Origin of the sequence: Xanthomonas euroxanthea (genome assembly GCF_900476395.1) — a bacterium.
GTDB lineage: Bacteria > Pseudomonadota > Gammaproteobacteria > Xanthomonadales > Xanthomonadaceae > Xanthomonas > Xanthomonas euroxanthea.
The window spans coordinates 425706-437851 of the sequence record NZ_UIHB01000001.1; the positions used below are offsets into that span (position 1 = coordinate 425706).

Here is a 12146-nt window from a genome sequence, read left to right on the forward strand (position 1 = left end):
TGTGATCCGTGCAGGGCGTAACAACCATGCACGTGGTTGACGAAAATGACAACGCCCGCCTGATGGCGGGCGTCGTCGTCTTGATGGCAGCGGTCAGCTGATGCGGAAGCCCATCGTCGCTTCCACCGCCTGCTGCCAGCCGGCATACAGTTGTTCGCGCTTGTCCTCGGCCATGGTCGGCTCGAAGCGGCGATCCACCGCCCACTGCTTGGCGATCTCTTCGCGGCTGCTCCAGAACCCGGTTGCCAAGCCGGCCAGATAGGCCGCACCGAGCGCAGTGGTTTCGGCCACTTCCGGGCGCAGCACCGGCACGTTGAGCATGTCGCTCTGGAACTGCGCCATGAAATCGTTGGCGATCGCGCCGCCGTCGGCGCGCAGTTCCTTCAGTTCGATGCCCGAATCGGCCTGCATCGCGGTCAACACGTCGCGGGTCTGGTACGCCATCGATTCCACCGCCGCGCGCACGAAATGTTCCTTGGTGGTGCCGCGGGTCAGCCCGAACACCGCGCCGCGGATATCGCTGCGCCAGTACGGCGCGCCCAGGCCGACGAAGGCCGGCACCAGATAGACCCCGTCGTTGTCGCCGGCGCGTTCGGCATAGGCCTGCGAGTCGCTGGCCTTGCCGAGCATGCGCAGGCCGTCGCGCAGCCATTGCACCACCGATCCTGCGACGAAGATCGAGCCTTCCAGCGCATATTCGACCTTGCCGTCGATGCCCCAGGCAATCGTGGTCAACAGGCCGGCCTTGGACGCGACCGCCTTGTCGCCGGTATTCATCAGCGCAAAGCAACCGGTGCCGTAGGTGTTCTTGGCCATGCCCGGTTCGAAGCAGGCCTGGCCGAACAACGCCGCCTGCTGGTCGCCGGCGATGCCCGCGATCGGCACCTGCTCGCCATAGAAATACTGGGTCTGGGTCATGCCGTAGATTTCGCTGGACGAGCGCACCTCCGGCAGCATCTCCTTCGGCACGTCGAGCATGGCCAGCAGCTCGGCATCCCATTCCAGCGTGTGGATGTTGTACATCAAGGTGCGCGATGCATTGGTATAGTCGGTGACGTGCACCTTGCCGCCGGTGAGATTCCAGATCAGCCAGCTGTCGATGGTGCCGAAGGCCAGTTCGCCGTTGCGCGCGCGTTCGCGGGCGCCGTCGACGTGATCCAGGATCCATTTGACCTTGGTGCCGGAAAAATACGCATCGATCAGCAGGCCGGTCTTGTCGCGCACCATCTGCTCGTGCCCGGCCTCCTTGAGTTGCGTACAGATGTCCTTGGTCTGCCGCGATTGCCAGACGATGGCGTTGTAGATCGGCTGGCCGGTGGCCTTGTCCCACACCACCGCGGTCTCGCGCTGGTTGGTGATGCCGATGCCGGCGATCGAGCGCGCATCGATCTGCGCATTGTTGAGCAGCTCGGTGATCGTGGTGTAGACGCTGGTCATGATCTCGCGCGGGTTGTGCTCCACCCAGCCCGGCTGCGGAAAGATCTGGCCGAATTCGCGCTGCGCCACGCCGGCCACCTTGCCGTTGCGATCGAACAGCATCGCGCGCGAGCTGGTGGTGCCTTGATCGATCGCAAGGACGTATTGCTTTTCCATCGGAGATTCCTCGAACAATGCCGGCGCTGGCGCACGGCGAGAAAGTGGGCAATGCACGCCGCTGTTCGAGAGGCCAATGAAACCGGGGCCTGCTCGATAGCGACGCTGTGCTGTCAGTCGTGCAGCAGCGCAGTCAGCGCGGATCGAGCGGCGCTTTGCCGCCTTGCAGGTGGCGCACGCGTGCCGGCAGGAACGGCAGGATCAGCCACTGGTAGGCAAGCGCGCCGATCGGCCCGCCGATCAACGGGCCGACGATGGGGATCCACCAGTAGTTGTCCTTGGCCGGCAAGGCGGCTTCGCCCCAACCGGCAAGGTAGGCGAACAGGCGCGGGCCGAAGTCGCGCGCCGGATTCATCGCCCAGGCTTCCAGATAGCCCATCGATGCGCCCAGCGTGGCCACCAGCAGGCCGATCATCAGCGCGCCGGAATTGGCGGTCGGCGCAGCTTCGTTGAACTGCTCGGTGATGGCGAAGATGCCGAAGATCAGGAACGCGGTGATGATGATCTGGTCGACCAGCGCATGCATCGGCGTGACCGCAAGGCCGGGGGCGGTGAAGAACACCCCGGCGGCGCCACCGGCTTCGCGGGTGAGCTGCTGCACCTGGTTGTAGTGGTCGATCACCGGGCCATACAACTGGTAGACGATGGCCGCGCCCAGGAACGCACCGATCACCTGCGCGCCCCAGTACGGCAGCACCTTCTTCCAGGAGAACCCGCGGAACAATGCCAGCGCCAGCGTCACTGCCGGATTGGCATGCGTGCCGGACACCGAGCCGGTGACATAGATCGCCAGCGTCACCGCCAGGCCCCAGGCGATGCAGACGCCCCAATAGGCGTTCTGGTACGGGCTGGGATCGTAGAGGACGTACATGGCCGCGACCGAATCGCCGAGCGCGATGATGATGAACATCGCCACCGCTTCGGAAATCAACTCACCCACCAGTTGGCGGCTCATGCGCGCGACCCCATGCCGAGGGCGACGACGCAGGCAGGATGGTGCGATGCGCGCATCGGCGCGCAGGGGTGCTGGGTAATGCTCATCTGGGGGTGCCCTCCACGTGACTCAGGATGATGCCGGCGAATGCGCCAGGATACGTTGCCGAACGACCCGTCCTCGCCGGCAACGCGGTTCGATCAGGCCGGCACGACGTCCGCTTGCCGGACCGATTGCGTCTGCAGGTACGCTTCCAGGCGCGCGCGCCCGGCCGCGTCGATGCGCAGACCGAGTTTGCTGCGGCGCCACAGGATGTCGTCGGCGGTCACGGCCCACTCGTGGGCGCACAGGTAGTCCACCTCGGCCTGGTACAAATCGGCACCGAAGTGCGTGCCCAATGCCGCGATATCCTGCGCATCGCCCAGCAGCTGCTCCGCGCAGGTGCCGTAGTTGCGCACCAGCCGCTGCGCGGTGGGTGCCGGCAGCCACGGGCGTGCCGTGCGCACGCGTTCGAGCAGGCTGGCGATATCGCGCTGTTCGCCGCCGGGCAACGCATCGCCGCGCGCGGTCCATGCCGGCTTGCGGGCACCCAGTGCCTGGGTCAGGCGGTCGACCGCTTCTTCGGCCAGCTTGCGATAGGTGGTCAGCTTGCCGCCGAAGACGTTGAGCAATGGTGCGCCGTCGGTGAGCACTTCCAGCTGGTAATCGCGGGTGACTTCGGCGGCGTTGTCCTCCGCATCGTCGAGCAGCGGGCGCACGCCGCTATAGCTCCACGCCACGTCGGCAGGGGTGATCTGCTGCTGGAAATACAGGTTCACCGCCTCGCACAGGTACTGCACCTCGGCCGCATCGATGCTGGGTGCGGCGGGGTCGGCCTGGTAATCCACGTCGGTGGTGCCGATCAGGGTGAAGTCGTGCTCGTACGGAATGGCGAACACGATGCGCCGATCCGGTTGCTGAAAGATGTACGCATGGTCGTGGTCGAACAGTTTTGGCACCACGATATGGCTGCCCTTGACCAGGCGCAGTGCGTGCTTGTGCGGCACCGCGGCGACCTTGTCCAGGAACGACACCGCCCACGGCCCGGCCGCATTGGCGAGCGCGCGCGCCTGCACGGTGCGGCGGCGGCCGTCGCGGTCTTCCAGTTCGGCGTACCAGAAGCCCGCATCGCGCCAGGCACCGACACAGCGCGTGCGCGTGCGGATCTGGGCACCGCGCCTGGCGGCGTCCATCGCGTTGAGCACCACCAGCCGCGCGTCCTGCACCCAGGCATCGGAATAGACAAAGCCGGTGCGCAGCGATTCCTGCAGCGGCTGGCCGACCGGGTGCGTGCGCAGCGACAGCCGGCGCGAGCGCGGCAGGCTGCGCTTGCTGCCGCCGAGATGGTCGTACAGGAACAGGCCGGCGCGAATCATCCAGGCCGGGCGCAGATGCGGTTGATGCGGCAGCAGGAAGCGCAGCGGCCAGATGATGTGCGGGGCCAGCCGCAGCAGCACTTCGCGCTCGGCCAGCGCCTTGCCGACCAGTGCGAACTCGTACTGCTCCAGGTAGCGCAGGCCGCCGTGAATGAGCTTGGTGCTGGCGCTGCTGGTATGCGCGGCCAGGTCGTCCTGCTCGCACAGGCACACCGACAGGCCACGCCCGGCCGCATCGCGGGCGATGCCGACCCCGTTGATGCCGCCGCCTATCACCAGAAGATCGTATGTCTCGCCCATCGGTGTCTCCGTCCGGGCGCGCAGGAGCGAACCCAAGTTGTCATGTTCGAACATATTCGAACATCAAACCTTTTTGGAACGTGAAGAGCTGCGACGCCCGGGCTGCGGGCAACTTTGCAATGTTTGAGCCTATCGGGAACTCAAATCCGATCGTCAGGGTGGATCGATCGGGCGATTCAATCGGGGTGTGCATTCCGCAAACGCACACAAACGAACAATCGGCTCAGCCGGCGTTGCCGGGTGCGGCCAGATGCACGCGGGTACCGGCCTCGGCCAGCACGGCGGCCAGCTCCTGCGGCGGCGGCCGGTCGGTGAACCAGTCGTGCACCTGGGCGATTGCGCCCAGTCGCACCATGGCGTTGCGGCCGAACTTGCTGTGGTCGGCGGCCAGCAACACCTGCCGCGAGTGTTCGATGATGGCCTGGGCCACGCGTACTTCCTGGTAGTCGAAGTCCAGCAAGGTGCCATCCAGGTCGATGCCGGAAATGCCGATCACCCCGAAGTCCACCTTGAACTGCCGGATCAGCTCCACCGTCGCCTCGCCGGTCACGCCCTGGTCGCGCCCGCGCACCACGCCGCCGGCCACGATCACCTCGAAGCTGGGATTGGCGCTGAGCATCACCGCCACATTGAGGTTGTTGGTGATCACGCGCAGGCCCCGGTGCTGCAGCAAGGCGCGCGCGACCTCTTCGTTGGTGGTGCCCAGGTTGATGAACAGCGAGGCATCGTCGGGGATGAAGCGGGCGACCTGCGCGGCGATGTGCTGTTTCTCGCGCGCCTGCAGCGCCTTGCGCGCGGTGTAGGCCAGGTTCTCCACGCTCGAGGGCATGCTGACGCCACCGTGATAGCGGCGCAGCACGCCGGCATCGCACAGCAGGGTCAGGTCGCGCCGGATGGTCTGCGGCGTCACCTCGAAGCGCGTTGCCAGCCCTTCCACCTCGGCAAAGCCCTGCTGCCGCACCAATGCCACCAATTGTTCCTGGCGCGGGTTGAGTGCCGGCGCCGGGACCGTCCTGTAGTGAGTCGACTCCATGCGCAGATGATCGCGCATGCGCGTGAGGATGCAAACACGCGCCGCGTGAGCGCCGGCGTGTCGATGGCCGCGCTCAGCCCAGCTCGCCCCGGTAGCCGGTATCGATGGTGATGCTGCCGCCCACCGCGCGCGAGACGCAGGCGCACAGCTTGCGGTTCTCGCGGCGCTGTTCGTCGCTGAAGAACACATCGCGGTGATCGATATCGGCCGCGCTGTCCAGCACCTCGACCGCGCACAGCCCGCATTCGCCACGCCGGCATTCGGCGATCAGCTCCACCCCGGCGTCGGCCAGTGCATCCAGCATCGATTCGTTCTCGGCCACCGGCACTTCCAGCGCGAGCCCGGGCAGCTTGACCACGAAGGCCTGCGCCGGCACCCGCCCGCTGTTGCCGAAGGTTTCGAAATGCAGCCGCGCGCGCGAACGCCCGGCCGCGTGCCAGTGCTGGCGCACCGCTTCGAGCATGCCGAGCGGGCCGCACACGTACACCTCGGCAATGGGCGACAGCCGCGCCAGCTCGGCAGCAAGCTCCGGCCGGCCGGCATCGTCGTCGCAGTGCAGTTGCAGGCGCTCGCCGAGCAGCGCTTCCAGTTCGTCGACATAGGCCATTGCACGGCGCGTACGTCCGACATAGAGCAGGCGGAACGCGCGGTGGCGGCGCGCCAGCCGCTGCGCCATGCCGATGATCGGGGTGATGCCGATCCCGCCGGCGATCAGCAGGATCTCCTCGCCGCCTTCATCCAGCGCGAAGTTGTTGCTGGGCGGGGAGATCTCCACCACATCGCCGGGCTGCAGCGTCCACATGTGCCGCGAGCCGCCACGGCTGTCGGGCATCTGCCGTACCGCGATCTGGTAGTAGCCGTCGGCACGCGGCTCGCCCACCAGCGAGTACGAGCGCACGTCGGCGCGGCCATACAGCTGCAGGCGAAAATCCAGATGGCTGCCGACCTCGAAGCCGCGTGCCGCGGTGCCCGGGTCGAGCACGATCTCGCGCACGCCCTCGCAGGCATCGGCGATGCTGACGACATGGGCGCGGTGCCACTGGGTGTCTTTACGCATGGGGAACTCCAGGCAGAAGGGCGGGCTGGCTGCTGCCAGCGGTGGCGGGATGGGCGCGGCCGATCAATGCACCACCGCGCACCCGGGTGATCGCCGCCGGGGTCTGCAGCACGTGGCGCAGATTGCGATGGGCCAGCCGTGCGTGTTCGCGCATCAGCGCTTCGGCACGCGCGCCCTGGCGGTCCTCGATGGCGGCGATGATTTCGCGGTGCTGGTCCTGCGCCAGGGTCAGGATCAGCCGCGCCTCGGTGCTGGTGGTCTGCGCCATGACCAGGCTGTTGGGCGAGGCGAACGGCAGCTGCAGCACGCGGGTGAGTTCGCGGCCCAGCACATCGCTGCCGGCCATGGCCACCAGCAGCGCGTGGAACTGCGCATTGGCCTGCACGTACGCGCTGAAGTCGATGGCCTGCAGCGGCGGGCCGACGATGCCGTCGAGCGTGTCCAGCAACTGGCGTGCCTGGGCCAGTGCCGCGGCCGATGCGCCGCGTTCGGCCGCGATGCGCGCGGCCAGGCCTTCGAGCGTGCCGCGCAGTTCGATCGCATCGTGCACGTCGCGTTCGCTGAAGGCCTGCACCGCATAGCCGCCGCCCGGCAGTGGGCTGGCCAGGCCTTCCTCGCACAGCCGCTGCAATGCCGCGCGTACCGGGGTGCGCGACATGCCCAGCCGCTGCACCACCGCCAGCTCGGACAGGCGCGTTCCGGCGGGCAGGGTGCCGTCGAGGATCAGTTCGCGTAGCGACAGCAGCGCACGCGTGGTCTGCGCGGCACTGCTGCGAAACGGCGTGGTGGGCGACATACGGAGCTCCCGGCGCGCTGCCTCAGCCCACCATGCGCAGCGACAGTTCCTGCGCGCGCTGTTCCTGGGCGATCAGCCGGTCGATCACGCGGCGTGCCCACATCCCGCCGGCATCGACGTTGAGGTTGTAGAAGGTGTGATCCGGATGCGCGTCGATGGCGCGTTGCTGCGCCTCCAGCACCGCCTCGTCCTCGCCGAACACGCCGGTGACGCCTGCACGGGTGAGCGTGGTCAGGGATTGATCGTGCAGCGCGTAGTTGCGCATGAACGCCCAGAAGTAGTGGCAGGTGGTGTCGGTTTCGGGCGTGATGGTATTGAGCACGTAGCCGTTGACGCCCTGGCTGCGGTCGCCCTCCGGCGCGCCGGTGCCGGCGATGGCCACGCCGACATCGATGGCGATGGTGCCGGGCGCTTCGAAGCGGATGATCTGCCAGCGGTCGACCTTGCCGCGGTAATCCAGATGGCGCGCGATCTGGCTGGCCCAGAACGGTGGCGCGTCGATATTGCGCATCCAGCGCGACACCACCACCGAGCGGTCGCCATGCATCACCTCGAACGGCGCTTCGGCGATCTCGTCCTGGCCGATGCTGGAGCCATGCACGAAGGTCTCGTGGGTCAGGTCCATCAGGTTGTCCAGCACCAGCCGGTAGTCGCACTTGGCGTAGATGGTGCGGCCATCGCCGGCCCAGGCGGGGTCGTGCGCCCAGTGCAGGTCGGGAATCAGGCGGGTGTCGGCCTGCGCCGGGTCGCCCGGCCAGATCCACACATAGCGATGCTTCTCGGCCACCGGAAAACTGCGTACGCACGCAGAGGGATTGATGGTCTCCTGCGAGGGCATGTGCACGCAGCGGCCCTGGCTGTTGTAGACCAGCCCGTGATACCCGCACACCACATCGTCGCCGCGCAGCTTGCCCATCGACAGCGGCACCAGGCGATGCCAGCACGCATCTTCGAGCGCGATCACCGTCCCTGCGGTGCTGCGGTAGACCACCACATCCAGGTTGCAGACCTTGCGCGGGGTCAGCGCGTGCTTGATCTCGTGGTCCCAGGCGACGGCATACCACGCGTTGAGGGGAAACAGCTGCTTGGACTGGGACATGACCGTGACTCCTGGGGTTTGTATACAACCTGGGGTGCGGATCGGCAGTGGGGCGCCGGCTGGCAACCAGTTGACACCCATGCCAGCGCTGGCGTCTGCTTGCAAGCGAAGTTATGTATACACCGGAGACAATGTTGGAGCTTCAGTCGCGCAGCGAAATTGTGCGATTATCGAATTGATGCACCGATAATCGCATTGACCGGGCCGTACAGCTGCGCCTAACGTGACCACACGCTCGCTGCGCAGGACCCAGGCAATGGCCCAGATCGTCCCCATTTCAGAAGCAGTGTCCCAGCTGATCGCCGATGGCGACTGCGTGGCGATGGAAGGCTTCACCCACCTGATCCCGCATGCGGCCGGCCATGAGGTGATCCGCCAGCGCAAGCGCGACCTGCGCCTGGTGCGCATGACCCCGGACCTGATCTACGACCAGCTGATCGGCGCCGGCTGCGCATCGGCATTGCGGTTTTCCTGGGGTGGCAATCCCGGCGTCGGCTCGCTGCACCGGTTGCGCGATGCGGTCGAACGCGGCTGGCCGCAGCCGCTGCAGATCCGCGAACACAGCCATGCCGACATGGCCAATGCCTACGTGGCCGGTGCCTCGGGCCTGCCGTTCGCGGTGCTGCGCGGGTACGTCGGCTCGGACCTGCCGCGCGTCAACGACAGCATCCGCTTCCTGCAATGCCCCTACACGGGTGAGACGCTGGCCACCACGCCGGCGGTCAACCCCGATGTCACCGTGATCCATGCGCAGCAGGCCGACCGCCGCGGCAATGTGCTGCTGTGGGGCATCCTGGGTGTGCAGAAAGAGGCCGCGCTGGCCGCGCGCAAGGTGATCGTGACGGTGGAAGAAATCGTCGACACGCTGGAGGCGCCGCCCAACGCCTGCATCCTGCCGCGCTGGGTGGTCGATGCGGTCTGCCACGTGCCCGGTGGCGCCGCGCCCTCGTACGCGCATGGCTATTACGCCCGCGACAACCGCTTCTATCTGGCCTGGGATGCCATCGCGCGCGACCGCGCACGCTTCCAGGCCTGGATCCAGACGCACATTCTCGACACCGACGATTTCGCAGCGTTCCAGCGCGTGTACGCGCACTCGCTGCTGCAGGTGGCCGCATGAGCGACTACAGCACCAACGAGATGATGACCGTGGCGGCGGCGCGGCGCCTGCCCGATGGCGCGGTGTGCTTTGTCGGCATCGGCCTGCCGTCCACGGCCGCCAACCTGGCGCGGCTGACGCATGCGCCGGATGTCACCCTGATCTACGAATCCGGCCCGATCGGCGCGCGCCCGGATGTGCTGCCGTTGTCGATCGGCGACGGCGAACTGGCCGACACCGCCGACACCGTGGTCTCCACGCCGGAGATCTTCCGCTACTGGCTGCAGGGTGGCCGCGTGGACGTGGGCTTCCTGGGCGCGGCGCAGATCGATCGCCATGCCAACCTCAACACCACTGTGATCGGCCCGTACGCGGCGCCCAGGACGCGGCTGCCCGGCGCAGGCGGGGCACCGGAGATCGCGGCCAGCGCCAAGCAGGTGTTCATCATCATGCGCCAATCCACACGCAGCTTCGTGCCCGCGCTGGACTTCGTCACCACGGTCGGGCATCTGGACGGTGGCGATGCGCGGCAGCGTGCCGGCCTGCCCGGCGCCGGCCCCAGCGTGGTCGTCACCGACCTGTGCGTGATGGAGCCCGACCCCGTGACCCGCGAACTCACCGTCACCGCGCTGCATCCCGGCAGCACCCGCGAACAGGTGCGCGCGGCCACCGGCTGGCCGATCCGCTTTGCCGACGCTCTGGCGCAGACCACGCCGCCCAGTGCCGCAGAATTGCAGGCACTGCGCGCGCTGCAGGCACGCACCGACGCGGCGCACGGCAAACAGGCAGCCGGAGCCGAGGCGTGAGCGCGGTCTATCTGATCGATGGCATCCGCACGCCGATCGGCCGCTACGGCGGCGCCCTGGCAGGGGTGCGCGCCGACGACCTGGGCGCGGTCCCGATCGCCGCGTTGATGGCACGCAATCCGCAGCTGGAGCCGGCGCTGATCGACGACGTGTATCTGGGCTGCGCCAACCAGGCGGGCGAAGACAATCGCAATGTCGCGCGTATGAGCCTGCTGCTGGCGGGCTTGCCCAGCTCGGTGCCGGGCAGCACGCTCAATCGCCTGTGCGGTTCCGGGCTGGACGCGGTCGGCACCGTGGCGCGCGGCATCCGTGCCGGCGAACTGGGGCTGGCGATCGCCGGCGGGGTCGAATCGATGACGCGCGCGCCCTGGGTCATGGGCAAGGCCGAGAGCGCGTTCGCGCGCACGCAACAGCTGGAAGACACCACGATGGGCTGGCGGTTCGTCAATCCGCGTCTGCAGGGTGCCTATGGCGTGGAGCTGATGGGCGAAACCGCCGAAAACGTCGCCCAGCGCCACGCCATCGCGCGCGAAGACCAGGATGCGTTCGCGCTGCGTAGCCAGCAACGCGCCGCCGCCGCACAGGCAGCGGGATTTTTCGAGGGGGAGATCACCCCGGTGTCCGTGACCGCACGCAAAGGGGGCGAGGCGACCGCTGTCGATCGCGACGAGCATCCACGCCCGAACACCACCGCCGAGATGCTGGCCAAGCTCAAGCCGGTGTTCCGCCAGCCCGGCACGGTGACGGCCGGCAATGCGTCCGGTCTCAACGATGGCGCTGCCGCCATGTTGCTGGCATCCGAGCAGGCCGTGCGCGCGCATGGGCTGACCCCGCGCGCACGCGTGCTCGGCTTCGCCTCGGCGGGTGTGGAGCCGGCCTACATGGGGATCGGCCCGGTGCCGGCCACGCAGCGCCTGCTGGCACGCCTGGGCCTGGGCATTGCGCAGTTCGATGCGATCGAACTCAACGAAGCCTTCGCCGCGCAGGTGCTGGCCTGCACGCGCGCGTTCGGCCTGGCCGACGATGCCGCGCACGTCAACGCCAATGGCGGCGCCATCGCGCTGGGCCATCCCCTGGGCATGAGCGGCGCGCGGCTGGCACTGACATTGTTGCGACAACTGGAAGCGGTCGACGGGCGGCTCGGGCTGGCCAGCATGTGCATCGGGGTGGGCCAGGGCGTGGCGCTGGCAATCGAGCGCGTGTAGTGCGCCGATTGCAACCGCCGCCGCCAAGACCGCACACCCACGTTTTGATCCTGCCGTAGCGCAACCGATGGAGATCCCGCATGCGCGACCCCAGCTCTGACACGTCGATCGATCCGCTGCTCGGCTATCGCCGGCCGCGGATCGGCACGCAGCCGGCCTACCTGCATCCACCCTACGCATCCACCGCATTGCGCGGGCCCACGCGCGCGCCAATCGAGATCCCGGCCACGCTGTCGGAAGTCACCGGGCCGCAGTTGAATCGGCTCACCCTGGGCGCGCATGCGGCCGACCTCACTGCCGGCTTTGCGGGCGAGCCGCTGGGCGAGCGCATCATCGTGTCCGGCCGCGTGCTCGACGAAAACGGCAAGCCGGTGCGCAACAGCGTGGTGGAGGTGTGGCAATGCAATGCCGCTGGCCGCTATCAACATGCCGGCGATCGGCACGACGCACCGCTGGACCCCAACTTCCGCGGTACCGGCCAGGTGCTCACCGACGACCACGGCCGCTATGCATTCAAGACCATCAAGCCGGGCGCGTATCCGTGGCGCAATCACTACAACGCCTGGCGGCCGGCGCATATCCATTTTTCGCTGCATGGCGATGGCATCGGGCAGCGGCTGATCACCCAGATGTATTTCCCCGGCGACCCGCTGCTGGCACACGACCCGATCTACAACTGCGTGGACGATGCGCTGGCGCGCGAACGCATGGTGTCCCGCTTCGACTGGGAAAACGCGGTGAGCGAATACGCGCTGGCCTACCGCTTCGACATCGTGTTGCGCGGCCGCAAGCAGACGGTCTGGGAGTGA

The 12146-nt window shown here is 67.6% G+C and carries 11 protein-coding genes; 4 read left to right on the plus strand and 7 right to left on the minus strand.

The features are described from left to right. Positions 1-93 precede the first annotated feature (93 nt). The 7 genes from glpK to CPBF1521_RS01865 all read right to left on the minus strand — a co-directional run bounded on the left by glpK (position 94) and on the right by CPBF1521_RS01865 (position 8227). Complete coding sequence (gene glpK, locus CPBF1521_RS01835; RefSeq protein WP_104583856.1) at positions 94-1593, minus strand: glycerol kinase GlpK; 1500 nt, start codon at positions 1591-1593, stop codon at positions 94-96. A gap of 133 nt (positions 1594-1726) precedes the next feature. Next, positions 1727-2548, minus strand: a complete 822-nt coding sequence (locus CPBF1521_RS01840; RefSeq protein ID WP_104650579.1) for an MIP/aquaporin family protein — start codon at positions 2546-2548, stop codon at positions 1727-1729. Between the two features lie 179 nt (positions 2549-2727). Continuing rightward, positions 2728-4242, minus strand: a complete 1515-nt coding sequence (gene glpD, locus CPBF1521_RS01845; protein ID WP_115676481.1) for a glycerol-3-phosphate dehydrogenase — start codon at positions 4240-4242, stop codon at positions 2728-2730. Positions 4243-4465: 223 nt separating this feature from the next. Next, positions 4466-5293, minus strand: a complete 828-nt coding sequence (locus CPBF1521_RS01850) for a DeoR/GlpR family DNA-binding transcription regulator (RefSeq protein ID WP_104650580.1) — start codon at positions 5291-5293, stop codon at positions 4466-4468. A 55-nt stretch (positions 5294-5348) separates the two neighbouring features. After that, complete coding sequence (locus CPBF1521_RS01855; RefSeq protein ID WP_115675719.1) at positions 5349-6332, minus strand: PDR/VanB family oxidoreductase; 984 nt, start codon at positions 6330-6332, stop codon at positions 5349-5351. Then, entirely contained in the window at positions 6325-7128 is an 804-nt protein-coding gene (locus CPBF1521_RS01860) for a GntR family transcriptional regulator (RefSeq protein ID WP_115675720.1), read from the minus strand. The genes CPBF1521_RS01855 and CPBF1521_RS01860 overlap by 8 nt, the downstream gene beginning before the upstream one ends. 22 nt (positions 7129-7150) lie before the next feature. Next, positions 7151-8227 carry an aromatic ring-hydroxylating dioxygenase subunit alpha gene (locus CPBF1521_RS01865; RefSeq protein ID WP_115675721.1) on the minus strand — a complete coding sequence of 359 codons (1077 nt, stop codon included), beginning with the start codon at positions 8225-8227 and terminating at the stop codon, positions 7151-7153. A 256-nt stretch (positions 8228-8483) separates the two neighbouring features. Between CPBF1521_RS01865 and CPBF1521_RS01870 the strand changes: the two genes are divergently transcribed. The 4 genes from CPBF1521_RS01870 (at position 8484) to pcaH (ending at position 12146) form a co-directional block, all read left to right on the plus strand. Next, a complete protein-coding gene (locus CPBF1521_RS01870) occupies positions 8484-9347 on the plus strand; it encodes a CoA transferase subunit A (RefSeq protein WP_115675722.1) in 864 nt (287 codons plus the stop codon). Then, positions 9344-10132, plus strand: coding sequence for a CoA-transferase subunit beta (locus tag CPBF1521_RS01875; protein WP_115675723.1), 789 nt, complete (start codon positions 9344-9346; stop codon positions 10130-10132). The genes CPBF1521_RS01870 and CPBF1521_RS01875 overlap by 4 nt, the downstream gene beginning before the upstream one ends. Then, positions 10129-11337, plus strand: coding sequence for a 3-oxoadipyl-CoA thiolase (gene pcaF, locus CPBF1521_RS01880; RefSeq protein WP_115675724.1), 1209 nt, complete (start codon positions 10129-10131; stop codon positions 11335-11337). Before CPBF1521_RS01875 ends, pcaF begins: the two co-directional genes overlap by 4 nt. A gap of 80 nt (positions 11338-11417) precedes the next feature. After that, positions 11418-12146: a protocatechuate 3,4-dioxygenase subunit beta gene (gene pcaH, locus CPBF1521_RS01885; RefSeq protein WP_115675725.1), complete on the plus strand. Its 729-nt coding sequence runs from the start codon at positions 11418-11420 to the stop codon at positions 12144-12146.